We start from the raw sequence: 25,942 nt of genomic DNA, 5'->3' as shown, positions 1-25,942 counted from the left end.
TCCGACATGGCATCGGGCCTGACATCGGGCAGGACGTCCGGCATGACGTCGCTCGCGGCGCTCGACTCGCTCGGCTCCATGGGCGGACTGTTCTCCCTCCCCGTGCTGTACGCGCTCGGGTGCGGGATCGCCGTCGGCGGCGGCCTCGCGCTGTTCGCCGCCGCCGTGCGCGGACTGCCCGCCAAGCCCGAGCACGAGAAGCAGAAGGCGAGTGAACGCGCGAGTGAGCTGATCCGGTTCGCCGGACAGCGCGGCTCGATCGCCGCCATCGCCGGTCTCGTCGTCCTCCTCCTCACCCGCTGGGCGGTCGCCGGTATCGCGGCCGGCATCCTCGTCTTCTTCTGGGACAAGCTCTTCGGCGGCGCCTCGGAGGAGCGGGCCGCGATGCGCCGGGTGGAGGCGCTGGCGTCCTGGACCGAGTCGCTGCGCGACACCATCGCGGGCGCGGTCGGCCTGGAGCAGGCCATCCCCGCCTCGGCGCGCGCCTCCGCCCCCGTGCTGCGGCCGCATCTCGACGCGCTGGTGGACCGGCTGCGTTCCCGGACCCCGCTGCCCGATGCCCTGCAACAACTGGCCGACGAGATCGACGACGCGTCCGCGGATATCATCGTCGCCGCGCTGATCCTCAACGCGCGGCTGCGCGGCCCCGGTCTGCGCCAAGTGCTGGGCGCGCTGGCCAAGTCGGCGCGCGAGGAGGTCGACATGCGGCAGCGGGTGATGGCCCAGCGCGCCTCGACCCGCCGCTCCGTGCAGATCGTCGTCGCGGTCTCCATCGCCTTCGTGCTCGGGCTGTCGGTCTTCAACCGTGAGTTCGTCCAGCCGTACGGCACGGCGGTCGGGCAACTCGTACTCGCCGGTGTCTGCGGCCTGTTCGGCCTCGGCTTCTGGTGGCTGCGCAAGCTGTCCACGATCGAGACACCGGAACGGTTCCTGGTACGGGACGAGTCGTCCGTGCGGTTCGTGCGCCCCCGTACGCCGGTTCCTGGGGATGAGGCGGTACGCCGATGAACCTGACCATGCCGATCCTGATCGGCGCCGTCCTGGGCCTGGGCGTGTACGCCCTCGTCCGCGCGCTCATGCCGTCGAAGCGCAGCGCGGTCGCGCAGGTCGCCCGCATCGACGCGATGCGGGCCCGCGGTGCGGCGTACGAGTCCGCGCACCGCGGGCGGCAGGACACCGGGCGGTTCGGCAGCCTGCGCGCCCAAGTGGGCGCGCAGGTCGCCGAGCTCTATCTCCAGCAGGGCTGGGAGCAGCGCTCGCTCCGTGCCGATCTGGCGGTTCTGGACCGGAGTTGGGAGAGGTTCCTGGCGACGAAGGTGCTGCTGGCCGCGGCCGGTGTCTTCTTCGGCCCGCTCCTCTTCGCCGTCGTCTGGACGCTCGGCGTCGGCCGCAGTCCGATCATCCCGGTCTGGCTCGCGCTGCTCTTCGCGATCGTCTTCTTCTTCCTGCCCGATCTGGAGGTGCGACGGGACGCGGTGGCCAAGCGGCGCGACCTGCGCCGCGTGATCGGCGCGTATCTGGACCTGGTGTCGATGAGCCTGGCCGGCGGCCGCGGCCTGCCCGAGGCGCTGATGGCCGCCGCCGAGATCTCCGACGGCTGGGCCACCCAGCGCATCCGCAACGCGCTCAACGACGCCCGGATCACCGGCATCAGCCAGTGGCAGGCGCTCGGCTCGCTCGGCGAGGAACTCGGCGTCGAGGAGCTGAAGGACCTGTCCGCCTCCCTGGCGCTGGTCGCGGACGACGGCGCCAAGGTGCGCGAGTCGCTCGCCTCGCGCGCCGAGACGATGCGCCACCGCGAACTCTCCGAGATCGAGGGCAGCGCGGGCGAGAAGTCGCAGTCGATGCTGGTCGCCCAACTGCTGCTGTGCGCGGGCTTCCTGGTCTTCCTGATCTTCCCGGCGGCGATGCGTGTGTTCCAGGTCTGATCGTCGTCGTCCGCGGGGCCAGAAACGTCACCAGTCGACCACCACTATTCTTCGAGAGGACAACTCACCATGAACGGACGGAACTTCAGCACCGGGATCCCGGGGGTGGACTTCCTGATCACCTTCCTCCAGGGCCGGGCGCAGCGTGCCCGCTCCGGCGAACTCGACCGGGGCGCGTCCGCGGTCGAGTGGGTCATCATCTCCGCCGTCGTCGTCGCCATCGTCGGCGTGGTCGCCGCGATCATCAGCAATGCGCTGAGCACCGGCGCGACGAAGGTCGGTACCTGCATCGCGGGCACCACAGACAAAAAGACCTGCTGACTTCATACGGGGATACGGGTGCGCGAACATCGAGGGATACGTCACTGGGTGCGCCGCAGGGTGGAGGCAGCCTCCGCCCGCGGCGACTCCGGCATGACCGCGATCGAGTTCGTGCTGCTCACTCCGGTGCTCTTCTTCATGATCTTCGCGACGGTGCAGTTCGCGCTGTACTTCTTCGCGGACCATGTGGCCCAGGCGGCGGCCCAGGCGGGCGCCCGCAAGGCCCGCGCCACCGCCGACGCGCAGCCCGGCGCCTGGCGAGGCGAGGCGGGTGACGTCGTCGACAGCTACATCCGCCAACTCGGCCCGAAGCTGGTGCTGTCGCCCGACGTGACGATGCTCCAGCCGGAGCGGAACACCGTGGGTGTCGAGATCACGGCGAGGGTTCCCGCGGTCTTCCCGGGCCTGGACCTGAGGGTGCACGCGCAGTCGTCGGGCCCGGTCGAGCGGTTCGTGAAGGGGGACAACTGATGGGAGCGAACGTTTTCTTCGCCGCCCTTCGGCACCGGATGTCCGGCCGCCTGCGCGACCGGGGGCTGTCCACGATCGAGGTGGTCATCCTCGCCCCGGTGATGATTCTCTTCATTCTGGTACTCGTGGCCTTCGGACAACTGGTCAACGGGCGCGGCGCGTTGGACGGCGCCGCCCGGGACGCGGCGCGGGCCGGCTCGATCCAGAAGGACCACGGGATCGCCATGGCCGAGGCGAGGAAGGCGGCCGAGGCGGACCTCGGCGACATCTGCTCCGGCCCGGTGACCGTGACGCAGACCAGCGCGGGCTTCGTACCGGACACGCTCTTCACCGTCGAGGTGAGCTGCGAGGTGCGTGGCCTCGCGATGATCGGCCTCGATGTGCCCACCACCCTCCAGGCCAGCTTCAGCTCGCCGCTCGACCCGTTCCGGAGGACGGCATGACGCCGCGTTCCGCTGTACGCGGCTGGGCCGCTGCGCGCCGCGCCCGCCTGGACGACCGGGGCTCGGGCGCCGGCGCGGTCATCATCTTCGCGCTCGTCTTCCTGTCGCTCTCGGCCTTCGTCATCGACGGCGGCCTGTCCATCTCCAAGCGGGAACGCGCCGCCGACATCGCCGAACAGGCGGCCCGCTACGCCGCCCAGGACATAGACCTCGAGTCCCTCTACGAGAACCAGAACGGCCCGGCGCCCATCAACTTCCAGGACTGCGGCGCCCGCGTGAAGGCGTTCGCCCGCGAGATGGGCATGTCCGGCCCCGATATCGCCGCCACCCACTGCGTGACCGCCGACGCCGAACAGGTAGAGGTCGAGGTCCAGTTGACCTATTCGCCGGTCTTCACGGGTATGTTCTACGGCGGTGACGTGACCGTCCACGGCAGCGCGGTGGCGGAGAACGAGGTGGGCTGAGGGCGGTCGTTGGCGGAGAGCGGCGTTGCCTGAGGGCGGTCGTTACTTGGACCCGCCCGTCTGGCCTCCCTTGCCGTCCTCCTGCTTCACTCCGTCCTGCACTTGCTTGGCCAGCTGGTCATCGAGCTTTCTGAACTCCCGGACGACGGCGTCGGACATCTTCGCGAGGGCGTCGAGGGCCTGGCCGATGTCCTCGCGGCCGTCCTCCCAGCCGGACTCGAAGTCGTCCAGGGCGTCGTAGACGGTGTGGTCGCCGAGATCGTCCTTGTAGGACTCGAAGAGCTTCTTGGTGTGGTTCAGCCGGGTCTTGACGTCCCGCAGCCGGCCGCCGTAGTCCTCCAGCTCGCTCAGCGGGAGCGCGAGGTCGCTCTTGCCGTCACTGCCCATGTCGGTTCCCCCTCGGGTACGTGTGAACGTATCGCGTTGATCGTTGCTGGTGGAACGCCGAACGAGGCTTCGTCGAAGGGTTGTTACGTCCGTGGTGCGGTGACCGCTCCGGTGCGTATGGCCTCCAGGAGGTGGCCGACGGAGGCGGGGGGCGTGGAGAGGACGGCGGCGGGGTCGTCGGACTCGCGGAGGTGGAGGGTGGCGGGGGTGGAGGCGAGTTCGACGCAGGCGTTGCCGTCGCCGCCGCCGGAGAAGGAGGACTTCTGCCAACTGTGCGGGGTCATCATGGGCGCCTCACAGTTCCTTCGTCAGTCTGTGGATGAAGTCACGCGACCTTGCGGGTTCGAGTGACACGTCCTCCACTCTACGGAAGAGCGTTCGAAACCCACCGAGTTGAGCCTCGGAATCCACGAAGGCCGAGGCGTGCGGTGCGTCACGCACGACGGTGTCCAGTTGAGGGACGGTGCCGCCCGCGTAGACCATCGCGCTTCCGGCATCGGTGAATCCGTTCAGGTCGAAGGGGATGACGCGTACGGTCACATGGTCGGCTTCCGAGAGTTCCAGGACCCGGTTCAGCTGAGCCCGAGACGCGGCACGGTCGCCGACCCTGATGCGCAGTGCCCCTTCGTGCACCACTGCCTTGTACGGGACGGCTTGGGCGCCCTCGATGATGGCCCGCCGTTTCATCCGGTGTACGACGCGCAAGGCGAGTTCGCTGTGGGTGAGTTCGGGCACCCTGTGCGAAAAGACTCCGTGTGCGTACTCCTCGGTCTGGAGGAGACCCGGGACATGCAGGAATTCCACGTCCCAGCGAAACGTGGCGTGGTGCTCCAGCTCGGAGAGATCCAGGAAAGACGTGGGCAGCAGGCCCCGGTACTCCTCCCACCAGCCGCGCGTACGGTCCGTCGCCCATGCCGCCAGCGCGTCGATCAACTCCGTGTCCGCGCAGGAGTAGTGCGAGGCCATGCGGCGCAAGCGTTCCTCGCTCACCCCTGCGACACCGGCCTCGATCTGGCTCATCTGGGCTGAGTTCACTCCCAGCAGGGCCGCCGCCTCGGTGGCCTTGAAGCCTGCGGCGTCCCGGAGTTTGCGCAGCTCAGCGCCTAGTCGCAGCTGTCGTGCGGTGGGGTGTCGTCGTGTCGCCATGCGCTCAGCTCCCTGGGTTCAACTCGTCTGCTGAGGTGCCCCGTTCGGGTGTCAGGTTAGGCGAGCGGCTTGCCTGGTCGCAAATTTCAGGCATACCGTCGGTGATGCGACATACACGCTGCGGTATCCCGGAACCCCGGAAGCGCACCACTCCGTCCTGCCGTGACGGCTGTGACACTGCCACCGCCCGACGCCGCTGAGCCCTGTCAACTCCTCACCCCACGAACGGAGTTCACGCATGCCCGAAACCGAACCCTGGACCTACGCCCTCCACATCCCGCAGGACGTCCGCGCGGTGACCGTCTGCCGCCGCACCGTCCGTCTGATCCTGACCCTGCATGGCCTGATCCGTCTCGCGGGCGTCGCCGAGCTGCTGGCGGCGGAGCTGGTCTCCAACGCCGTACGGCACACGAAGGGGCCGGCGGCCCTGCGGCTGCACTGGCGGGGCGGGGTTCTGCGGATCGGAGCGTGGGACGCGAGCCCGGTGCCACCGCCGTACGACCCGGCGGCGACCCCCGACGCGGAGGCGGGCCGGGGTCTCGTCCTGGTCCGGGCCTGCGCCGACGACTGGGGCTGGCATCCGCTGCGCCAGGGCGGCGACATCGGCAAGTACGTGTGGTGTGACCTGGCCGCGGCGTGATCGTTGATCACGTCGGACAGAAAGGAGAGCCGATGGTCAGCTCGTCGCACGAGGCACTGCACCGGATCTTCCAGAAGGACCCCGCGCTGCTGACCCGCGCCCTGCAACGCGTGCTGCGCATCCCGTTCCCCGAGCCACGCGAGTTCGCCGTCCTGAACGCGGACCTGACGGAGATCGAGCCCGTCGAACGACGCGTGGACACGCTGATGCGGGTGGAGACGGACGAGGGCACGTATCTCCTCGTCGTCGAGTCGCAGGGGAAGAAGGACGAGGACAAGCGCGGCAGCTGGGCGTACTACCTGGCGTATCTCTACGCGAAGTACCGCTGTGAGCCGGTGCTCATCGTCATCACCCAGAGCAGCGCCACCGCGCGCTGGGCGGCCCGTCCCATCCGGCTCGGACTGCCTGGGTGGCATTCGCTGACCGTACGGCCGCTCGTGCTGGGACCGGACAACGTTCCGGTGATCGCGGACGAGCGGGAGGCCGAGCGGGATGTACCCCTCGCGGTTCTCTCGGCCATGACACATGGCAAGGGGCCGCAGGCTGCCGCCATACTGGAATCCCTGGCTACCGCCCTGCGGACCGTCGATTCCGAAAGCGCGGCGGTCTTCGTGCAGTTCGTCGACTCGTGCCTGGTCGATCCCCAGGCGAAGCAGATCTGGAGGGACCTGATGGCGACGATCAACTACTTCTTCCGGCACCCTGTGGCTGAGCAGGTGCGGGAGGAGGGCCGGGAGGAAGGCCGGGAGGAGGGCCGGGAGGAGGGCCGCGCCGAGTCTCACGCCGAGATGACGCTGCGCATTCTCGAGTGGCGCGGTATCCCGGTCTCGGACGCGGTCCGTGAACGCGTGCACGCGAGCAGCGACCTGGCGCAGCTCGAAACCTGGGCGAGGCGTGCGGTGAACGCGAAGGCGGCGGAAGATCTGTTCGCCGACGACCGGCCCTGATCCTGCCGGCCCTGGCGAACTCGATCCACGCCCATGGTGTCGGTTTCCCGGCGGTAAGGCCCTGCCGAGAGGGCCGGCCGCTGTGGCTGCGGGCCGAGAGGGTGATTGTGCGGGGATCGTGAGGACCGTCCTGCGGGTGTTGTGAAGGGCGTGAAGGGTGAAGAGGGTCGAGGGATGCCGGGGCGGTACGGCAACTCGGTTCTACCGGGCGGTTGGTGACGAAACGGGCGGCTGCTGGCCGTTGCCCCCTGCCCGGTCTTCGACACCCTCCTTAAACTCTCAGTAGGCTCGGTTCACCCCCGAACTCACGCCCTTCCCATACGACCCCAGGACACCCGCCATGGCGCGACGCACCACTTCCAGTTCGACGGGCGGCTCGCCGGGTCCGAGGAATCGGACGCCGCAGCCCCTGCCCCGGCGTCGTCGGACGTTCGGGGACTTCGTGAAGGCGTTCGGGGCGTTCGTCGCCCTGCTGGTGCTGCTCGTCGGCGTGCCCGGCGCGCTGGTGGCCGCCGTGGGGTGGCCGCTGCCGCACGGAGCGCCCTCGTGGGACTGGCTCCAGCAGGAGATCACCGTCGGCACGTTCATCCATGTGCTGACGGTCATCGTGTGGTTCGCCTGGGCGCAGTTCACGGCGTGCGTGCTCGTCGAGATGAAGGCCGCGCTGTCGGGCGTCGGGCTGCCGAACCGTGTACCGGGCGCCGGGCCGAGCCAGTTGCTGGCCCGTCAGCTCGTCGCGGCGCTCCTGCTCGTCAGCGCCGCCGCCGCGAGCTTCACGCCGGGCCTCTCGCAGCTCGGCCAGAGCCTGGAGGGCACCCCGCACGGCTCTGTCGCCGCCGCTCAGCAGACCCCCGGCGGGCTCTTCGGGCAGCAGCGGGAGCAGGCCGCCGCAGGCGTCGCCGCCGCGGTCGCCGAACAGGCCGCCAACGCCGCTTCCCAGGCCGCGTCCCAAGCGGACAGCGGCACCTCCGCCCAGCACGGCGACACGAAGTACTACCGGATCCAGCCTCCCGAGGGCCGGCACCACGACTCCCTCTGGGAGATCGCGCAGCGGCACCTCGGCGACGGGCGCCGGTACAAGGAGATCTACCAGCTCAACAAGGACCGTACGCAGCCCGACGGGTCCAAGCTGTCCGAGGCCAGCCTCATCCGGCCCGGCTGGATCATGGAGATGCCCGGCGACGCCCACGGCGGCGAGCTCGTCGAGATGCCCGAGGCGGCGCCCGGGATCCCGGAGCAGGTCCAGCAGCAGATCCACGACTACTCCAGGTCCGGCGACCACCAGCAGGCCGGCGGCAAGCAGGGCATCGGCAAGCAGGGCGTCGGCAAGCAGGGCGTCGGCGGCGACCGGCTGAGTGACCAGGGCGACCGGGACACCGCGCACATCCACGTGCCGCAGCAGCGCGTCGGCGGCCAACGCGGCGCCGACGACAGCGGGCAGCGGGAACACGCCTCCTCCGAAGCCGCGTCGGACTCGCCCGACGAACAGGGTGAACAGAACCAGCCGCGCGAACAGAACGAACAGAGCCAGCAGGGCGAGCAGAACCAGCGGCACCAGGGGAACGGGCAGAGTTCTCAGGTCTCCGGGGAGGGCGGGTTCGGGCTGCCCCAGGCCCTCGTCGGCGCGCCCCTCCTCGCCGCGGGCCTCCTCGGCGCCCTCGGCCGGCGCCGTCGCCAGGCCCTGTGGCAGTCGGCCCTCGGCGCGGTCGGCGGGCGGCGCGGCATGGAGCCGCCGGTGCCGACCGGTTCCGCCGCGGACGCCCAGGACGCGCTGCTCGTCGGCGCCGACCCCGAGGGCGTACGCCTCCTCGATCTGTCGCTGCGCGGCCTCGCGGCCGCTCTCGCCGCCGAGTCGCGTCCGCTGCCGACCGTCTACGCGGCCTGGCTCGGCGGCAACGGCGATCTGCACCTCCAGCTCGCCCAGCCCGCCGGAAAGCCGCCCGCGCCCTGGCAGCTCGGCCAGGACCAGACGTTCTGGATGCTGGCACGGGCGGACGCCGAGCGGTACGAAGAGGTCGACACCGCCGCCCCCTACCCGGGCCTCGTCAGCCTCGGCACCATGGACGACTCGCGGCTGCTGCTCAACCTGGAGGCCGTGCCCGGCATCGTCTCCCTGAGCGGAAGCGCGACCGACCGTGCGGGCGTCTTCGCCTCCGTCGCCGCCGAGTTGGCCACCAACGGCTGGTCGGACCGCATGACGATCACGCTCGTCGGCTTCGGCGAGGACCTGACGCCGCTCGCGCCCAGCCGGCTGCGCCACCTCGACGACGTCGAGGCGCTCGTCGAGACGATGGAGGCGGAGACACGGCAGCGGCGCGGCGCGCTGGGTGCCGCGGGCCACGACTCCGTGCTCACCGGCCGCACCGGGCCCGCCCAGCACACCCGTTGGGCCCCGCACCTCGTCCTCCTCGCCGTCGAACCGTCCACCGAGGACGCCCTCAAGCTCGCCGAACTGTCCGCCGACGCGGGGCGGTTGGGAATCGGCTATCTGGTCGGCACCGAGTCCGGCGAACTGCCGGGCGCCGCCTGGGAGATGGAGATCACCCGCGAGGGCAAACTGCTCGCGCCGCTGCTCGGCCTCGAACTCGACGCGCAGATGCTGCCGGTCGCGCAGCAGCAGGCGGTCGTGGAACTCTTCGTCGAGGCGGACCCGGACGGCGGGCCCGACGGTCCGACGGACTCCCCGCCGTTCCTCGTCGACATCAGCGAACAGGGACGGCCCGCCGTGTACGCGCGGCTCGTGGGCCCGTACGAGATCATCGGTCTGGAGACGCCCGACGGCGAACGCAGTCCGCTGCTGCACGAGGCGCTGGCGCTGCTCCTGCTGCACCGCGAAGGCGTGCACCCGCGCGTGCTGTCCTCCGCGCTGTGGCCGCGCGGTGTCACCGAGGACGTGCGCGACGCGCTCGTCGAGCGGTTGCGCGGCTGGCTCGGCAACGACCCCGACGGCACGCCCCGCCTCGGCGCCGACGCGACCGGGCGGCTCACGCTCGCCAAGTCCGTCGTCTCCGACCTGGACGTGCTGCGCTCCCTCTACCACGAGGCCACGCAGGGCAAGGGTGTCAACAGCCGTGTGGTGCGCGGGCGGTTGCTCACCGACGCGCTCGTCCTCGTCCGCGGTCCGCTGCTCGCCGACCGCCCCGGCGGGCGCTACGGCTGGCTCACCCACGAGATCATCGACGCCCAACTGCCGCTGCTCGTCGCGGACATCGGCCTCGCCCTCTCCGCGTTCCATCTGGAGAAGGACCGGGCGGAGAAGGCGATCGAGGCGCTGAACGCCTCGATGAACTCGGCCCCGGCGGACGAGCGGCTCTGGAACGAGCTGCTGCGCGCGACGCACGCGACGGGGGACAGCGACCGGCTGAAGCGGCTCGCCGCCGATCTGGTCGCCCGCAGCGGGGCGCGGGGGCTGCCGCCCCGGACGGAGGCACTGCTCGACGAACTGCTGCCCACCTGGCGGAGCGGTGCGGCCGCGGTGGGATGAGATACGGCCGCCCCGGCGACCGCCGACCGGCGACACGGTCGCTCTCCGCCGGGGCTGAACGGCCGGTGTTGAACAGCGGAGGCTGAACGGTCGGGGCTGGCCGAACGGCCGTGGCTGCGCCCGGCGACATGGCCGCCCTCCGCTGAGGCCGAACGGCCGGGGCTGGGACTGAGGCCGATGCCGTGGCCGTCGTAACGGAACTTCCTGGGGGAACGCGTGGATCTCGACCTCTGGCTCACCGCCGTCGCCGCGCTGTGGGGCGCGGCGGCGGGGCTCCTGGTGCCCCGGCCCGCGTACCGCTTCGCCGTCGAGCCGGACGAGCCGTGGCGGGACCGCTGTCCCGAAGGGCAGCCGATCACCGGGGCCGCGCGCGGGTGGCTGGGGCTCGCCCGGTCACCCGGTGGAACCCGGTACGGCCCGAGCGTCCGCCTCGTCCCGCCGGTCACCGCGCTGCTCTGCGCGGGGCTCGCCCTCGCGACGGGGACGCGTCCGGAGCTGGGCGTCTGGCTGCTGCTCGCGCCGCTCGGCGTCCTGCTCGCGTTGGTCGACTTCCGGGTGCAGCGGCTGCCGGACGCGCTGACCCTGCCGCTCGCGGCGGCGGCGCTCGCGCTGCTCGGGGTGGCCGCCGCCCTGCCCGAGCACGCGGGGGAGTGGCCGACGGCGCTGTTCGGGGCACTCGCCCTCGGGGGCGGGTACTTCGTGCTGTTCCTCATCAACCCGAACGGCATGGGCTTCGGCGATGTGAAACTGGCCCTCGGTCTCGGCGCGGTGCTCGGCTGGTACGGCTGGAGCGTGGTGATCCTGGGGACCTTCGCCGGGTTCCTGTTCGGCGGCCTCTACGGGATGGGGCTGGTGGTCGTGCGGCGCGCGGGGCGCAAGACGTCGATCCCGTTCGGCCCGTTCCTGATCGCGGGCGCGTACGTGGGGCTTCTGATCGGGGCCTTTACGGCCTGACGTCGGTCGGCGCGGCGGGCCCGCGCGGCCGGGAGTCGGTCGGCACGGGAGCCGGTCGGTGCAGGAGTCGGCCGGCGCATCGGAATCACGCGGCCGGGTGCCGGCCGATACGGTGGGTCCACGCGGCCGGGTGCCGGCCGACACGGCGGGCAGGCGGCAGGACGTGGGCCGGCGCAGCGGGCTTACGCGGTCTGACGTCGGCCGCCCGGTGGGCTGACGTCGGCCCGCGCGGTGGGCTGGCGTAGGGTGGTTGAGTCTGTCCACAACCCTTACGAAAGGGACGCTCCCGGTGACCGAGAAGGCCGACCTTACGTCTTTTGATGTCACAGCCGTCCTCGACCGTGCCGCCGAGGGTGGGCGGATCACCCCGGAAGAGGCGCTCGTCCTCTACCGCGACGCCCCGCTGCACGCGCTCGGCGCAGCCGCCGACGCCGTACGCCGCCGCAGGTACGCGGGTACCGAGCACATCGCGACGTACATCATCGAGCGCAACATCAACTACACGAACGTGTGTGTCACGGCGTGCAAGTTCTGCGCGTTCTACGCGGCCCCCAAGGACACCGCCAAGGGCTGGACGCGCGACCTCGACGACATCCTGCGCCGCTGCGCGGAGACCGTCGAGCTCGGCGGGACGCAGATCATGTTCCAGGGCGGACACCACCCGGACTACGGCGTCGAGTACTACGAGAAGCACTTCGCCGCGATCAAGGGCGCGTACCCCGAGCTGGTCATCCACTCCCTCGGCGCGTCCGAGGTCGAGCACATGGCCCGGATCTCCGAGGTGAGCGTCGAGGAGGCCATCCAGCGGATCCACGCGGCCGGTCTCGACTCGTTCGCCGGCGCCGGTGCCGAACTGCTCCCGGCCCGCCCGCGCAAGGCGATCGCCCCGCTCAAGGAGTCCGGCGAGCGGTGGCTGGAGATCATGGAGATCTCGCACGGGCTGGGCGTCGAGTCGACGTCCACCATGCTGATGGGCACCGGCGAGACCAACGCCGAGCGCATCGAGCACCTGCGGATGATCCGTGACGTACAGGACCGGACGGGCGGCTTCCGCGCCTTCATCCCGTACACCTACCAGCCCGAGAACAACCACCTGAAGGGCCGTACGCACGCGACGCTCTTCGAGTACCTGCGGATGATCGCCATCGCCCGCCTCTTCCTCGACAACGTCGCCCACATCCAGGGCTCCTGGCTGACCACCGGCAAGGAGGTCGGCCAGCTCTCCCTGCACTACGGCGCGGACGACCTCGGCTCGATCATGCTGGAGGAGAACGTCGTCTCCTCCGCCGGCGCGAAGCACCGCTCCAACCGCATGGAGATCATCGACCTGATCCGCAAGGCGGGCCGCGTCCCCGCCCAGCGGACCACGACGTACGAGCACATCGTCGTCCACGACGACCCGGCGAACGACCCGGTCGACGAGCGCGTCATGTCCCACATCTCCTCGACGGCGATCGAGGGCGGCACGGCCCACCCCGAGCTGAAGCTGCTCGCCTCCAACTGATCCCACTGTGCTGACACTTCATGTAGCCGAGCGGTCGACCGGGACCTCGGTCCTGGTCGACGGGGCAGCCGTCGCCGCCGTCGGCCCGTACGAGGAACTGGCCGCCGCCCACCCGGATGCGAGGGTGCGGCGCTGGCCCGGCATCCTGACGCCGGGACTGCTCAACCCGTACGGCCCGGAGCTCCTGGAGGCCGTGTACCACCCGGACCCGCGCGAGGCCGAAGGCTTCGGCACGGAGCCCATCGGCGGGGAGCGGGCCAAACGGATCTTCCGCGCCGATCCCGCACGCGTCGGCGCGAGCGCGCGGCGCGGGATCCAGCGGTTGCTGGCGCACGGCACGGTGGCGGTGGCCGGTGACCTGCGGTCGCGAGTCGTGGTCGACGCGGTGCGCAGGGTCGGTCTCGCGGTGGGGCGACGGCCGGACCCGCTCGCGGGGCCGGCATCGCTGTCCCCGACCCCGCTGATCCTGCTGCCGGGGCTGACGCCGGGCGGTCCCGCCCGGTTCGCCGTGTTCGACGTGGCGGACCGCGCCGAACTGGTCCGGCGCGGTGCCGGGACCTGCGTGGCGACCGTGATCGGCGGGCGGCTGGTGTACCGGAGCCGCTGATCACGGCACGTGTCGCCGGCTCAGCCCGCGAACGCCTTGGCGAACGCCCCCGAACTCTGCTTCACACCACTACAGTCGGTCGACGCGTCGCCCGCGGTGGCGCTGCCCTTCTCGCACTGCTGGTCCCGGAACGTCGCCCACATCGACAGCCACGCCACCCCCTTCTTCTCGGCGAACGCCCTTACCTGCGCCGCGTCCGAGAGGCCGAACGTCTCGTTGGCGACGTCGTTGACGCCGATCATCGAGGTGAGCGCGAGCCCCCGCCAGGCGTCGGCGTCCGACAGCCCGAACACCTTCCTCAGCTGACCGTGGGCCGCCTCGGCGGACGTGATCGCGTAGTCGCCCATGTCGTCGGCGTACGAACTGCCGTAGTTCATAGTCATGATGTTGACGGTGGAGACGTCCACGGAGTGGTCGTTGGCGGACTCCAGGAGCGCCAGGCCGTCGGCGTCGAGGCCGGACGGCATGACGGGCAGGGTGAAGGACACCGTCAGGCCGGGGCGCTTCTTCTGGAGCAGCGCGATGGCCTCGGAGCGCCGCGCGACCGAGCCGGAGTCGCTCAACCGGGCGCCCTCGATGTCGAAGTCCGCCTGCGTGGAGCCGGCGGCGTCCAGGGCCGCGCCGTAGGCCGCCGCGAGGGCGCTCGCGCTGTCGCACGTCGACGCCAGTTCCTTGCCGTCCGCGCCGCCGAACGACACCCGCACACTCGCGCCGGACTTCTTGAGCGCCGATATCCGGGACTTCACGGCCGTGTCGCCGATGGCGTACATCCCGTCCCACTTCGGCGTGCAGGCGCTGCCGTCGGAGATCACGAAGGCCAGGTTGTACGTGGTCGGCGCCCCCGCCGAGTCGGTGCCGACAGGGGTCGTGGCGCTCACGTACGGGGCGTACGAGGTGGCCGACGACTTCGTCGATCCCGGGTTCGGTGCCGCGGCCGTCGTCCGGCCGGGCCGCGCGGACGCCGTGTCCGAGGCGCCGCCGCCGGTCGAGGAGCACCCCGCACAGGCCAGGGCCGCCAGGCAGACGACCCCCGCGGCCGGCCTCAGGAAACTCCGCATCGTGTACGCACCCGCTCTCGTGATCTCTCGCGATTTCTGTCTCAGGACGGAAACAAACGGTCGTTTCCCAACTGGAAATGTGTCACACCCGGACTGGATTGCCGAATGCAGATCAGACATCGGAATCGCGGGAGAGAGTGTCGACAAACCGGGTGATTCGGACTTCATAATGGTGCATATCTTCCATATCCATCTGGCCTGAGCTGCGCGGGCATTCCTTGATTCTCATGGAGAAAATACAGGTTGGGGCATCCCTCATGGGCCGCTCACACGGAAGTCAGAGTTTCTGACACATAAACGCGCCCTACCGTCTGGGGAATGCAATCCGAGTCCGCCATCGAAAACCATGCCCAGGTGCGTGGCCGCCGCCGCAAACGCGGTAGCGGGGCCGTGGACGGCCCCGTGTTCGTTGACAACTCCGGGCGCCGCGCCCGCCTGCTGAGCAGAGTCGGCATGCTCGTCGGCGTCGTCTGCCTCGGCTACGCCGTCGTGCTCGGCATGGCCTTCATGGGCTGGGGCACCTCGCTGACGCCGTCCTCGCTCCTCCCCTTCGACGGCGGCCGGGCCGGTTCCGCGCCCGGCGGTGGCTACGGCGTACAGCAGGGCGGCCTCGCCCCCAGCGGCGTACCCGGCGGCGCCCCGACCGGAGCGCCCACCGGCACCCCGCCGTCGGGACCGCCCACCGGGTCCGCGCCCTCCTCCGCGCCCTCCTCCGCTCCCACGACAACCGCCGGGGCGTCCGCCTCCACCGGCGCCAACTGACGGGGGCGCACCCACTCTCATGACTACGACGACGCCCGCGCGCGGCCGTCGGCGTGCCCCCTCCAGGATGGAGCGGGCCGCCGGCAAGGCCGCGGCGCTGCAGAAACCCCGTGTGATCCTCGCCCTGCTGCTCCTGCTGGCACTCGTCAGCGTGATGCTGCTCGACGGCTATCTGCGCTCCGAGATCGGCAACGACGCCCGGGTGCGCGACGGCGCGGCCTACGACAAGGTCCCCGAGGAGATCCTCGACGGCGGGCCCATCCTGACCTTCGCGGGCGGCGCCGCGAAGACGCAGTCCGTACCGAAGAAGACCATCGTGCTGACCTTCGACGACGGGCCGACCGCGAACTGGACGCCCGAAGTCCTCAAGGTCCTTGAGGAGAACGACGTCGAGGCCACCTTCTTCATGGTCGGCTCGATGGTCTCCCGCTACCCGGACGTGGTGAAGACCCTGGTGGACCAGGGCAACGAGGTCGGCATCCACACCTTCACCCACGTCGACCTCTCCTACCAGAGCACCGCACGCCTCCAACGCGAGCTGAAGCAGACGCAGTTGGCCCTCGCGGGCGCGGCCGGTATCACCACCACGCTGTTCCGCGCCCCGTACTCGTCGGAGATCAGCGCCGTCGACAACTACAGCTGGCCCGTCTACAAGCAGCTCGGCGGCCTCGGCTACACCAGCGTCTTCGTCGACACCGACAGCGACGACTGGAAGAAGCCGGGCGTCTCGAAGATCGTCCAGTGGGCGACGCCGAAGAACAACCAGGGCGCCATCGTCCTCATGCACGACGCGGGCGGCGACCGCTCGCAGACGGTCGCGGCGCTCGGCGCGTACATCAAGAAGATGAAGGCGAAGGGCTACACCTTCACCACCGTCAGCGGCGCCCAGGCCGAACGGAACCGGGCCGCGTCCCGGGCGCGCGGCAACGGAACGGCCACCGGTTCGAGCCCCGTTCCTGGCGGTCGGACGAACAGCGGGCAGGAGACCGGCGGTAAGACGGGCAGCGGGCAGGCGAACGGGCAGCAGGCGGGCCCCGGTTCGACGTCGGGCGGCGCCGCGCAGGCCGCCCAGCGGAAGGCCACCGGCGCGACCCTCTACGAGGGCAGGGCGCTCGTCTACGCCGTGGCGGTCGCCGAATGGGTCGTACCGGCCCTGTCCTGGTTCCTCGTCGTCGTCGGCGTCGCCGTCATGGGCCGGTTCGCGATGATGCTGGTCCTCGCCCGCCGCCACCACCGGCAGCGCAACCGCGGACGCGGCCGGGGCGGGAAGTTCAGCTGGGGGCCGACGGTCACCCGGCCGGTGACCGTCATCGTGCCCGCGTACAACGAGAAGGAATGCATCGCCAACACCCTGAGGTCGCTGGCGAGGAGCACGCATCCGATCGAGATCATCGTGGTCGACGACGGTTCCGAGGACAACACGTCCGAGATCGCCGAGTCGCTCGGCATGCCGAACGTCCGCGTCATCCGGCAGGAGAACGCGGGCAAGCCCGCCGCGCTCAACAACGGTGTCCGCAACGCGCGTTACGACATCGTCGTGATGATGGACGGCGACACCGTCTTCGAGCCGGACGCCGTGCACCAGCTCGTGCAGCCCTTCGCCGCCCCGGAGATCGGGGCGGTCGCGGGCAACGCCAAGGTCGGCAACCGCGACACCATGATCGGCGCCTGGCAGCACATCGAGTACGTGATGGGCTTCAACCTCGACCGCCGCATGTACGACCTGCTGCGCTGCATGCCCACCATCCCCGGCGCCATCGGCGCGTTCCGCCGGGACGCGGTGCTGGAGGTGGGCGGCATGAGCGAGGACACGCTCGCCGAGGACACCGACATCACCATCGCCATGCACCGGGCGGGGTGGCGGGTCGTCTATCAGGAGCACGCCAAGGCCTGGACGGAGGCGCCCGGTTCGTTCAGGCAGCTGTGGTCGCAGCGCTACCGCTGGAGCTACGGCACGATGCAGGCGCTGTGGAAGCACCGCAAGTCCCTTACGGACAAGGGGCCTTCGGGCCGCTTCGGTCGCGTGGGCATGCCGCTGGTGGTCCTCTTCCAGATCGTCACGCCGGTGTTCGCGCCGCTCATCGACGTGTTCACCCTCTACTCGATGATCTTCGTGGACTTCCGGGCCGCGCTCCTGGCCTGGCTGACCGTCCTCGCGGTCCAACTGGTCTGCGCGGCCTACGCGTTCCGGCTCGACCGGGAGAAGTACCGCTACCTCGCGATGCTGCCGCTACAGCAACTCGCCTACCGCCAGATGATGTACCTGGTTCTGATCCACTCCTGCGTCACGGCCCTGACCGGCGGCCGCCTCCGCTGGCAGAAGCTCAAGCGCACGGGCGAGGTCGGAACCCCGGCAGGAGTGAGCTAGATGACCTGGGGCGCGGAACAACAGGGACAGCAGGGCTACGACGACGGATACGGCCCCGGATACGCGTACGACCCCGGGTACGGGCAGCCGTACGACCAGCCCCGGCCGTACGGACAACAGCCCGAGCAGCCGATGCCGTACCAACAGCCGGTGCAGTACCAACAGCCGACCGGGTACAAGGACCCGGTGCCGGTGCCGGTGCCTTACGAGCCTCCGGTGCCGTACGAGTCTTCAGTGCCGTACGAACAGCCGGTGCCGTACGAGGAACAGTGGCAGTACGGTCCCGAGACCCCTCCCCGGACCCCTCCGGAGGAGCCTGCCCCGACGGAGACACAGACGGAGACGGAGACGGCCAACGCGTCAGCGAAGGCGAGAGGCGGCGCAGGGGGCCGCGACCGCTACTTCGACGCCCTCCGCGCCGTCGCCCTGGTCCGCGTCGTCACCTACCACACCTTCGGCTGGGCCTGGGCGGGCCTGGTCTTCCCGTCGATGGGCGTGATGTTCGCGCTCGCCGGCACGCTGATGGCCAAGTCCCTGGAACGCCCCGCGTTCAAGGTGGTCAGAAGCCGGATGCGGCGACTGCTGCCGCCGTTCTGGTTCTGGGGCTTCTTCGTCGTGATGGCGATGCTGGTCCACGGCTGGATGCCGGGCTGGCAGATCGTGTTCTGGATCGTCCCGGTCGGGGACCCGCCGGGCAACCAGTGGGGCGTGCAGGCCTGGGAGATCCTCTGGTACCTGCGGACGTACCTCTGGTTCGTACTGCTCTCCCCGCTGCTCCTGAAGATCTTCCGCAAGGCCCCGATCCCGGTGCTGCTGCTCTCGCTCGTCCCGATCGTGGTCTTCCAGTACGGCTGGCAGCCGTCGTACGACCGCTTCGGCAGCGCCCTCACGGACCTCGCCACCTACCTGTTCTGCTGGCTCGTCGGCTTCGCGCACCGCGAGGGGGTGCTCCGGCGCCTGAAGCCGGCCGCCGTGGTCCTCGCCTCGCTGGGGGCCCTCGCGTACGGCGGCTGGTACGCCCTCGCGCACCAGGCGGAGTTCGGCACGTACGACCTCGACGAGATCCCTCTCGCACAGGCCTTCTGGTCGGCGGGCTTCGTGACGCTGCTGATGTACTTCAAGGCGTACCACGACGTCGACTTCGCGTGGCTCGCCCGCTTCAAGCGGCTCGACCGCACGGTGACGATCTTCAATGGGCGCGCGGTGACGATCTACCTCTGGCACGAGATCGCGCTGATCCTGGCCGTCCCGCTGATCGACCAGTTCTGGAACGTACCGGCCTTCGAGAAGTGGCTGCCCCTGGAGAGCCAGTGGTTCATGTTCGCGATCGGCTGGGCGCTGATCTGGATCGCGATCCCCCTGTTCGGCTGGGTCGAGGACGTGGCCGCCCGAAAGAAGCCCCGACTGCTGCCGTGACGACCGCCCCGCGGGCGTCTGACGCGGGCTCCGGCGGGGCCGCATGGCGGGAAGGGCCGACTGGTCCTGGACAGGCCGGTATCCGAGTGAACCTGGCCCCGGTTGGCCGTGCGAGCACGTGCAGAAGGTGCCGGGCGCGATCTTGGTTACGAGCATGAGGAGAAACCCCCACAGAGAGGCTGACGTACCTCATGCGTCGTTCCCTGCTCGCCGCCTCCACCGCGGCGACCGCCCTCACCTCCACCCTCGCGCTGGCCCTGAACACCCCTGCCGCCGGAGCCGTCGGCGGGCACGACCACCACGAGCCCTGGGTGAAGCGCAGCGCCGTGATGCGCACGGATCCCCAGGAATTCCGTTCGTTGTGCCGTAAGGAGACGGACGGGAAGCCCGAGCGCCGCACGTTCCCCCTCTTCGACCACGGCAAGGGCTTCACGGCGGTCGAGGACTTCAAGAGCCTGGAGGCGGACGGCACGGTGTTCTGGGCCGGTCACGACCCCGGACATCCCGAGAACACCATCTCCGTGTCCGTCATCGGAGCCTGCACCGCCGGGCCCGTCACCCTCTCTGGCGAGATCGAGGTCGGCTTCCTCCAGTACCAGTACTCGCCGTTGGCCAAGCGTCCGGGCCGGTACCTGCTCCAGGAGATCGACACCCTGAAGCTGCCCCCCAGCGGACAGGGTGTCGACACGGTGACCCTGCCGCCGAGCAGGTCCCACAAGCCCCACAAGCCGGGTCTGCGGGTCGCCACCCCCGAAAACCCCGCGGCCATCGACATCGTCGTCGCCTACACCCCGGCCACCGTCACCGAACTCGGCAGCGTCGGGGCGGTCCAGGGCCGGATCAACTACGGCGTGAACCAGCTCAACAGGGCGCTCGCGACCAGCGGAGTGCCTGCCAGCGTCCACGTCGTCCACTCGTACCAGACCCAGGCGACGGGCGTCGCCCGCGAGAACGCCGGAACCCTGCTGAGCATGATCAGCAACCCCGCGAACCTGACCCTCGGCGCCACGGCCGCCGCCCAGCGGGCGGCATTCGGCGCCGACCTGGTGGCGCTCGTCGCCGCCATCCCCCCGGAGGACAGTTCCGGGCAGGCCGACCTGCCCAACCCGGCGGGCCCGGCGACCGACAACGACGCCTTCTCGGTCACCAGCGCCTACTCCATCACCGGGTGGGAGAACCTCGCGCACGAGATCGGCCACAACTTCGGTCTGATGCACGACCGCAAGACGGTGGTGAACCAGGGGGGAACGACTCCCGTGGGCACCTTCAACTACGGCTGGGTCACCCCCGACCAGCGGCACCACACGATCATGGCCTACTCCAGCGCCTGCACCCTGCGGTGCCAGGTCGTCAACCAGTACTCCAACACGGAGAACCTGCTCAACGACCAGGCCCTCGGTGACGCGGACAACAACAACGCCGCCGTCGCGACACAGGCCGCCGAGTTCCTGGCCGGCTACCGCGCCTCGACGGTCACCGACCGTGTCTCTCTCGACCTGGCCACCAGCCCCGTCGCCGGAGGCAGCGTCAAGCCCAGCGAGTACGGCCCGTACGACCCCGGTTCGGTGGTCACCGTCACCGCCACCCCCAACGGGGGATTCCAGTTCGCCGGCTGGGAGGTCGACGGCGTCCCCCAGAATGTCACCACGCCGAGCTACCGGATCACCATGAACGCCAACCACAGGATCGTCGCGCTGTTCACCGAGATCCCGTAGTCCGTCCGTCGGAGTCCGTCGTAGTCCCCGCGGTGGCCCACGGCCGTCCGCGGACCCCGATCGGCCGGCGGCGGACACCCGGGCCGCCGGGCAGCGCCGCACCCGTCCCCACGGTTCACCGGGACGGGTGCGGCGCTCGTCCTCGTGCGCGGAAGGCGGCCTTTGACCTGCGCGAGGAACCAGGCCCCGGGCGGGCGCCCCCGACCGCGTCCGATTCTGCGGCCGGGCGCCGGAGAGTCGCCCGGCCCGTACTGCCACAATGGGATCGTGACCCGCGCATCCCTGGACAAGCAGCCGCACGAAGTCGCCTCGATGTTCGACGACGTGGCGGAACGGTACGACCTGACGAACGACCTGCTGTCGCTCGGCCAGGACCGGGTGTGGCGCAAGGAGGTCGCGAAGGCGGTCGACGCGCGCCCCGCACAGAAGATCCTCGACCTCGCGGCCGGTACGGCGACCTCGTCGCTCCCCTTCGCCCGCACCGGCGCGTACGTCGTCCCCTGCGACTTCTCCCTCGGGATGCTCCGCGTCGGCAAGCGGAACCACCCCTGGCTGCCGCTGACGGCCGGTGACGCGACCAGGCTGCCCTTCAAGGACGACACGTTCGACGCCGTCACGATCTCCTTCGGGCTGCGCAACGTGCAGGACACCGACACCGCGCTCCGCGAGCTGTACCGCGTGACCAAGCCCGGCGGGCGCGTCGTGATCTGCGAGTTCTCGCACCCCACCTGGGCGCCGTTCCGCACGGTCTACACCGAGTACCTGATGCGCGCGCTGCCCCCGGTCGCCCGTGCCGCCTCCTCCAACCCCGACGCGTACGTCTATCTCGCCGAGTCCATCCGCGCCTGGCCGACCCAGCCGGAACTGGCCGAGCGGCTGCAGAAGGCCGGCTGGTCGAAGGTGGCCTGGCGCAACCTGACGGGCGGCATCGTGGCCCTCCACCGGGGCTACAAGCAGGCCTGAACCACCCGGCCCCGCCCACCCCCCGGAGAGACTGCCCACGCCGGAGAGACTGCCCACCCCGGAGGACCGGCTACCTGGGAACCGGCTGCCTGAGGTCCGATTACCTGAGGTCCGGCTACCTGAGAACCTCGAACGGGTCGCCGGGCTGGTCGAGTTCGCGGCGCAGCCCGCCCGACGGCGGGCGGGGCGGCCGGGGTTCGCGCACTCCGGCGCCGCCCTCCGCGTCCCCGAGGTCGAACCACACGGTGACGACGGCTCCGCGCGGCACTTCGGCCCCGGGCTGCGGAAATTGCCGTACGACGTAGTCGACGACCGTCCGATGGAAGTCGGGCCGGTCGGGCGCGGCGAGCAGCACACCCCGCGCCTCTGCCGTCTCACGCGCGTCCACGGCCATCAGACCGACGAGTCGCGGTACGCGTACTTCGGGTGTCTTGGGTGTTATGCGCACAGACGTCACCCCCAGCGGTACCGGCAGGGTAAGCCTCGCCCGTGCCCTTCCGGAAGCCGTGAGGAGGCCTTCCGGATTCCGTCAGAGGGCCAGTCGGTAGCAGTGGCCCTCCTGCGTCGACGAGGGCAGCGTGAACCGATCCGTGAGCTCCATGCCGAGCCGTTGAGTCACCGCGATGGAACGGGCGTTGGCCGCGTCGACCATCGCGACGACGTCCGTGACGCCCGCCGCGCGGACTCGCTCCAGGGTGGTCCGCGCCGCCGCCGTGACGTACCCCTTGCCCCAGTGCGCCCGCCCCAGCCGCCAGCCGATCTCGATCTGTCCGGCCGGCCCCCAGGAGTGCGGCCACGGCTGCGCGCCCGTGAAGCCCAGCACCTCGTCCCCCGGGCCGACCATCGTCCACAGGCAGAATCCGTACTCAGCGTCGTGCCGCCGCTGGCGCGCGGTCAGTTCCTCGTACACGGACGGCTCGGCCGTGTGGCCCCTGAGGAACTCCATGACCTCGGGGTCGTCGAAGACCCGGTGCCACGCGAGGGCGTCCTCGTCGGTGGGGACGCGCAGGCGTACGTCGGGGAGAGCTCGGTTCACGGGGCAGCCCTTCAGCCGGGTGATCGGTACCGCTGCATAGACTGCCCATGTCCAGTGCCCGTCGGCACGTTGATTTCGAGTCTTGGGGAGACCCCGCCGTGACCGAGCCCCAACCCCTCTCCGAAAACACCGCCGACGTCATCGTCGTCGGGGCCGGGCCAGCCGGTTCCACCACCGCGTACTACCTGGCGAAGGCGGGGCTCGACGTCCTGCTCCTGGAGAAGACGGCCTTCCCGCGCGAGAAGGTCTGCGGTGACGGGCTGACCCCGCGCGCCACCAAGCAGTTGGTGTCGATGGGCATCGACATCTCCGAGGAAGCCGGCTGGCTCCGGAACAAGGGCCTGCGGATCATCGGCGGCGGCGTCCGCCTCCAGCTCGACTGGCCGGATCTCGCCTCCTACCCCGACTACGGACTCGTGCGAAAGCGGGACGACTTCGACGAGCAGCTGGCGCGGCAGGCGCAGAAGGCGGGCGCGCGGCTGTACGAGCGCTGCAACGTCGGCGCCCCGATCATCGACGACCGCACCGGCCGCATCACCGGCGTGCACGCGAAGCTGGGCGACGCCGACTCCAAGGAGAAGCGGGAGGTGACCTTCCACGCCCCGCTGGTGGTGGCGGCCGACGGCAACTCCACCCGCCTCTCCCTCGCGATGGGCCTGCACCGCCGCGAGGACCGCCCGATGGGCGTCGCCGTCCGTACGTACTTCACCTCGCCGCGTCACGAGGACGACTACCTGGAGTCGTGGCTGGAGCTGTGGGACCGCCGGGGCGCCGAGGACCGCCTGCTGCCCGGCTACGGGTGGATCTTCGGTATGGGCGACGGCACCTCGAACGTCGGCCTCGGCGTCCTCAACACCTCCAACTCCTTCAAGGAGCTGGACTGGCGCGAGGTCCTGAAGGCCTGGTGCGCCTCGATGCCGGAGGACTGGGGCTACACCCCCGAGAACATGACCGGCCCGATCCGCGGCGCCGCACTCCCGATGGCCTTCAACCGTCAACCGCACTACACCAAGGGCCTGCTCCTGGTGGGTGACGCCGGCGGCCTGGTGAACCCCTTCAACGGCGAGGGCATCGCCTACGCCATGGAGTCCGGCCAGATCGCCGCCGACGTCATCGTCCAGGCCCACGCGCGTGCCACCCCGGGCCAGCGCGAACTGGCCCTCCAGCGCTACCCGCGCGTCCTCAAGGACACCTACGGCGGCTACTACACCCTCGGCCGCGCCTTCGTGAAGCTCATCGGCAACCCGAAGGTCATGAAGATCGCCACCCAGCGCGGCCTGAGCCACCCGATGCTGATGAAGTTCACGCTGAAGATGCTCGCGAACCTCACCGACCCGACGGGCGGCGACGCGATGGACCGCATCATCAACGGCCTCTCGAAGGTGGCCCCGAAGGCCTGACCGGACGGGCCGCCCGAGCGGTCACCGGGACAGCTCCGACTCCTTGGCGGCGCGACGGGCCACCACCCGCTCGCGCCGCTCGGCCACCTGCCGCAGGGCGTCCTTGCGGTCCCGCCGGGAGAGCCGGTCCAGGTAGACGTGTCCGTCGAGATGGTCGCTCTCGTGCTCCAGACAGCGCGCGAAGTACCCCGTCCCCTCGATGACGAGCGGGTTCCCGTCCTTGTCCACGCCCCGCACGACGGCCCGGTCGGGGCGGGGTACGTCCACGACGGCCCCCGGGACGGACAGACACCCCTCGCCCTCGTCCAGGAGGCGTCGGCCGGAGGGTGCGAGCCGCTCCAGGACCGGGTTGGCGATGTGGCCGACGTGCCGGACCCCGTCGTCGTCGGGGCAGTCGTAGACGAAGAGCCGCAGATCCACACCGACCTGGTTCGCGGCGAGGCCGGCGCCGTCCGCGGCGTACATGGTCAGGAACATGTCGTCGATGAGCGCGGCGAGATCGGGGCCGAACTCGGTCACGTCCCGACAGGGGCGGTGCAGAACCTCTTCCCCGACCTCGGTGATCCTGCGGACCGTTCCGCGTCGGGCCTCCGGCGTGAGCGGCGGGTACGAGCCGACCGGGCTTCCCTGGACGAACACACGGGGCATCGCTGTCTCCTTCGGGCGCGGGCACCGCGGCCGACGGCGGTCCGCCGCCCTCCGGCGCCGGTTCCCACCCTGGCGCATGCCGTCGCGCGGCGTACCCGAACAGCCCGGCCCGGGCCGGAGAACCGCCTCCCGAGCAGGCCGCCGGAGAACTGCCCTCTGGAACTGGCCGCCGGAGAACCGGCCTCCGGATCAGGCCGCCGGAGAACCGCCTCCAGGACAGGCCGGAGGGCCGCTCCCCGCACAGGAAGCGGCCCTCCGGAAGACACCCGTGGGTCAGAGCACGCGCACCGCGCCCGTCGCCGGGTAGCCCGAAAGGTCCTGGATCACGACACCCTTGCCGGGGTTGGCCGCGTCCAGGTACTGCCCGTTACCGATGTACACACCGACGTGGTACGCCGAACCCGCCGAACCCCAGTACAGAATGTCGCCGACCTGAACATTGGACAGCGAAACCGGCGTACCGGACACCGACTGGTCCTGCGAGACACGCGGCAGGTCGACGCCGACCTGCTTGAACGCCGCCTGCACCAGACCGGAGCAGTCCCACGCGTTGGGTCCGGTGCCGCCCATGACGTACGCGTCGCCGACCTGCGCCTTGAGGAACGCGATCACGGTCGCGACACTGCCGCTGGCCGGAGCGGCGATGTTCGTGGACGTGGAGGCGCTGGCGGACAGGACGGTCCGCGCCGAGGAACGCGAGACGGCGTCGGCCGCCGCGGCCTTGCGTGCCGCCTCGGCCTTCTGCTTGGTCTCCGCCTTCTTCTTGGCGTCGGCCAGGTCGGCCTTGGCCTGCTTGGCGGCCTTGGCGGCGGCCGCGTCGCGCTCCGCCTGCAGCTCGTAGTTGGCCGCGGTCTGCTGCGTGGCGTCCGCGGACTGCGCGACCTGGGTGGCCAGATCGGCCGTCAGGGTCGGCAGTTCCAGCGTCTGCGTCACGGGCTCGGCGGCACTCGCCGAACCCGCTGCCCCGGCCACTGCCAGGGTGCTGAGGACGCCACCGGCAACTCCGGCGCGCATCGCGAGCGACGGGGCGTTGCGGCGGGGCTTCCGGTGGCTTCGTATGTGTGCGGTGTGGGACATGGGTACTAGCGGTACCAGGGGCTCCCTCATACCTTCAAGAAACGTGTGGTGCGCCACAGTTGTTCAATCGGCGGCCGAATTCGTCGCGCGTCACTCTTTATTGACGCCGTAACGGGCATTGCGGACATCGTCCACTAGGCCCGTGATCATGGCCTTTCAGTATTACGTCCGAATTGCCCTCCGCCTACCACCGGTTGAAACCG

26 protein-coding genes are annotated in these 25,942 nt (G+C 70.4%); 18 read left to right on the top strand and 8 right to left on the bottom strand.

The genetic code is table 11. The features are described 5' to 3' along the window. Positions 1 to 78 precede the first annotated feature (78 nt). The 6 genes from ACZ6KY_RS35050 (at position 79) to ACZ6KY_RS35025 (ending at position 3,627) form a co-directional block, all read left to right on the top strand. On the top strand, positions 79 to 1,008 hold the full coding sequence (locus ACZ6KY_RS35050; protein ID WP_469314295.1) for a type II secretion system F family protein: 930 nt from the start codon (positions 79 to 81) through the stop codon (positions 1,006 to 1,008). Next, entirely contained in the window at positions 1,005 to 1,928 is a 924-nt protein-coding gene (locus ACZ6KY_RS35045) for a type II secretion system F family protein (RefSeq protein WP_469314286.1), read from the top strand. Before ACZ6KY_RS35050 ends, ACZ6KY_RS35045 begins: the two co-directional genes overlap by 4 nt. A gap of 69 nt (positions 1,929 to 1,997) precedes the next feature. After that, positions 1,998 to 2,249 (top strand): hypothetical protein, encoded by a 252-nt coding sequence (locus ACZ6KY_RS35040; RefSeq protein ID WP_469314285.1) that lies wholly within the window; start codon positions 1,998 to 2,000, stop codon positions 2,247 to 2,249. A gap of 93 nt (positions 2,250 to 2,342) precedes the next feature. Then, positions 2,343 to 2,720: a TadE family protein gene (locus tag ACZ6KY_RS35035; protein WP_469314294.1), complete on the top strand. Its 378-nt coding sequence runs from the start codon at positions 2,343 to 2,345 to the stop codon at positions 2,718 to 2,720. After that, positions 2,720 to 3,163: a TadE/TadG family type IV pilus assembly protein gene (locus ACZ6KY_RS35030; protein ID WP_469314284.1), complete on the top strand. Its 444-nt coding sequence runs from the start codon at positions 2,720 to 2,722 to the stop codon at positions 3,161 to 3,163. Before ACZ6KY_RS35035 ends, ACZ6KY_RS35030 begins: the two co-directional genes overlap by 1 nt. Beyond that, positions 3,160 to 3,627, top strand: coding sequence for a Tad domain-containing protein (locus ACZ6KY_RS35025; RefSeq protein WP_469314283.1), 468 nt, complete (start codon positions 3,160 to 3,162; stop codon positions 3,625 to 3,627). Before ACZ6KY_RS35030 ends, ACZ6KY_RS35025 begins: the two co-directional genes overlap by 4 nt. Before the next feature lie 42 nt (positions 3,628 to 3,669). Here the strand turns inward: ACZ6KY_RS35025 and ACZ6KY_RS35020 are convergent, their stop codons facing one another. The 3 genes from ACZ6KY_RS35020 to ACZ6KY_RS35010 form a co-directional block, all read right to left on the bottom strand. Then, entirely contained in the window at positions 3,670 to 4,014 is a 345-nt protein-coding gene (locus tag ACZ6KY_RS35020) for a hypothetical protein (protein WP_469314282.1), read from the bottom strand. Positions 4,015 to 4,097: 83 nt separating this feature from the next. Beyond that, positions 4,098 to 4,301 (bottom strand): DUF397 domain-containing protein, encoded by a 204-nt coding sequence (locus tag ACZ6KY_RS35015; protein WP_469314281.1) that lies wholly within the window; start codon positions 4,299 to 4,301, stop codon positions 4,098 to 4,100. Between the two features lie 7 nt (positions 4,302 to 4,308). Then, positions 4,309 to 5,160 (bottom strand): helix-turn-helix domain-containing protein, encoded by an 852-nt coding sequence (locus ACZ6KY_RS35010; RefSeq protein ID WP_469314280.1) that lies wholly within the window; start codon positions 5,158 to 5,160, stop codon positions 4,309 to 4,311. A gap of 238 nt (positions 5,161 to 5,398) precedes the next feature. Between ACZ6KY_RS35010 and ACZ6KY_RS35005 the strand changes: the two genes are divergently transcribed. From ACZ6KY_RS35005 to ACZ6KY_RS34980, 6 genes are all read left to right on the top strand, one after another. Further along, positions 5,399 to 5,800: an ATP-binding protein gene (locus tag ACZ6KY_RS35005; protein ID WP_469314279.1), complete on the top strand. Its 402-nt coding sequence runs from the start codon at positions 5,399 to 5,401 to the stop codon at positions 5,798 to 5,800. Between the two features lie 32 nt (positions 5,801 to 5,832). Beyond that, positions 5,833 to 6,747, top strand: coding sequence for a hypothetical protein (locus tag ACZ6KY_RS35000; protein WP_469314278.1), 915 nt, complete (start codon positions 5,833 to 5,835; stop codon positions 6,745 to 6,747). A gap of 340 nt (positions 6,748 to 7,087) precedes the next feature. Next, on the top strand, positions 7,088 to 10,231 hold the full coding sequence (locus ACZ6KY_RS34995; RefSeq protein ID WP_469314277.1) for a BTAD domain-containing putative transcriptional regulator: 3,144 nt from the start codon (positions 7,088 to 7,090) through the stop codon (positions 10,229 to 10,231). A gap of 216 nt (positions 10,232 to 10,447) precedes the next feature. After that, positions 10,448 to 11,185: a prepilin peptidase gene (locus ACZ6KY_RS34990; RefSeq protein ID WP_469314276.1), complete on the top strand. Its 738-nt coding sequence runs from the start codon at positions 10,448 to 10,450 to the stop codon at positions 11,183 to 11,185. A gap of 289 nt (positions 11,186 to 11,474) precedes the next feature. Then, positions 11,475 to 12,689, top strand: coding sequence for a cyclic dehypoxanthinyl futalosine synthase (mqnC, locus tag ACZ6KY_RS34985; RefSeq protein WP_469314275.1), 1,215 nt, complete (start codon positions 11,475 to 11,477; stop codon positions 12,687 to 12,689). 7 nt (positions 12,690 to 12,696) lie between these two features. Next, entirely contained in the window at positions 12,697 to 13,296 is a 600-nt protein-coding gene (locus ACZ6KY_RS34980) for an imidazolonepropionase-like domain-containing protein (protein WP_469314274.1), read from the top strand. 20 nt (positions 13,297 to 13,316) lie between these two features. Here the strand turns inward: ACZ6KY_RS34980 and ACZ6KY_RS34975 are convergent, their stop codons facing one another. Then, the gene (locus ACZ6KY_RS34975) at positions 13,317 to 14,354 is read right to left on the bottom strand and encodes a chitinase (protein WP_469314273.1); all 1,038 of its coding nucleotides are present in this window, start codon (positions 14,352 to 14,354) and stop codon (positions 13,317 to 13,319) included. A 318-nt stretch (positions 14,355 to 14,672) separates the two neighbouring features. On the opposite strand from ACZ6KY_RS34975, the gene ACZ6KY_RS34970 reads away from it, so the two are divergent. The 5 genes from ACZ6KY_RS34970 to ACZ6KY_RS34950 all read left to right on the top strand — a co-directional run bounded on the left by ACZ6KY_RS34970 (position 14,673) and on the right by ACZ6KY_RS34950 (position 21,578). Further along, the gene (locus ACZ6KY_RS34970; protein ID WP_469314272.1) at positions 14,673 to 15,116 is read left to right on the top strand and encodes a hypothetical protein; all 444 of its coding nucleotides are present in this window, start codon (positions 14,673 to 14,675) and stop codon (positions 15,114 to 15,116) included. A 19-nt stretch (positions 15,117 to 15,135) separates the two neighbouring features. Beyond that, the gene (locus ACZ6KY_RS34965; protein ID WP_469314271.1) at positions 15,136 to 17,484 is read left to right on the top strand and encodes a bifunctional polysaccharide deacetylase/glycosyltransferase family 2 protein; all 2,349 of its coding nucleotides are present in this window, start codon (positions 15,136 to 15,138) and stop codon (positions 17,482 to 17,484) included. After that, on the top strand, positions 17,485 to 18,900 hold the full coding sequence (locus ACZ6KY_RS34960) for an acyltransferase family protein (protein WP_469314270.1): 1,416 nt from the start codon (positions 17,485 to 17,487) through the stop codon (positions 18,898 to 18,900). It abuts the gene before it with no gap. Positions 18,901 to 19,091: 191 nt separating this feature from the next. Continuing rightward, a complete protein-coding gene (locus ACZ6KY_RS34955) occupies positions 19,092 to 20,615 on the top strand; it encodes an InlB B-repeat-containing protein (protein ID WP_469314269.1) in 1,524 nt (507 codons plus the stop codon). Between the two features lie 267 nt (positions 20,616 to 20,882). Then, a complete protein-coding gene (locus tag ACZ6KY_RS34950; protein ID WP_261704917.1) occupies positions 20,883 to 21,578 on the top strand; it encodes a demethylmenaquinone methyltransferase in 696 nt (231 codons plus the stop codon). A gap of 115 nt (positions 21,579 to 21,693) precedes the next feature. Here the strand turns inward: ACZ6KY_RS34950 and ACZ6KY_RS34945 are convergent, their stop codons facing one another. Then, on the bottom strand, positions 21,694 to 22,026 hold the full coding sequence (locus tag ACZ6KY_RS34945; RefSeq protein WP_351124539.1) for a PASTA domain-containing protein: 333 nt from the start codon (positions 22,024 to 22,026) through the stop codon (positions 21,694 to 21,696). Positions 22,027 to 22,107: 81 nt separating this feature from the next. Beyond that, a complete protein-coding gene (locus tag ACZ6KY_RS34940; protein WP_469314268.1) occupies positions 22,108 to 22,614 on the bottom strand; it encodes a GNAT family N-acetyltransferase in 507 nt (168 codons plus the stop codon). A 98-nt stretch (positions 22,615 to 22,712) separates the two neighbouring features. On the opposite strand from ACZ6KY_RS34940, the gene ACZ6KY_RS34935 reads away from it, so the two are divergent. Continuing rightward, positions 22,713 to 24,014, top strand: a complete 1,302-nt coding sequence (locus ACZ6KY_RS34935; protein ID WP_355840752.1) for a geranylgeranyl reductase family protein — start codon at positions 22,713 to 22,715, stop codon at positions 24,012 to 24,014. Between the two features lie 21 nt (positions 24,015 to 24,035). Here ACZ6KY_RS34935 and def read toward each other — a convergent pair whose 3' ends face one another. Then, the gene (gene def / locus ACZ6KY_RS34930) at positions 24,036 to 24,662 is read right to left on the bottom strand and encodes a peptide deformylase (protein ID WP_469314267.1); all 627 of its coding nucleotides are present in this window, start codon (positions 24,660 to 24,662) and stop codon (positions 24,036 to 24,038) included. Between the two features lie 273 nt (positions 24,663 to 24,935). Next, positions 24,936 to 25,769, bottom strand: a complete 834-nt coding sequence (locus ACZ6KY_RS34925) for a C40 family peptidase (protein ID WP_469314266.1) — start codon at positions 25,767 to 25,769, stop codon at positions 24,936 to 24,938. Between the last annotated feature and the right edge of the window lie 173 nt (positions 25,770 to 25,942).

It is taken from the genome of Streptomyces sp. NPDC042002, from assembly GCF_055588305.1.
The sequence above is the reverse complement of the archived record's forward strand: the minus strand, read 5'-3'. Positions and strand labels throughout refer to the sequence as shown.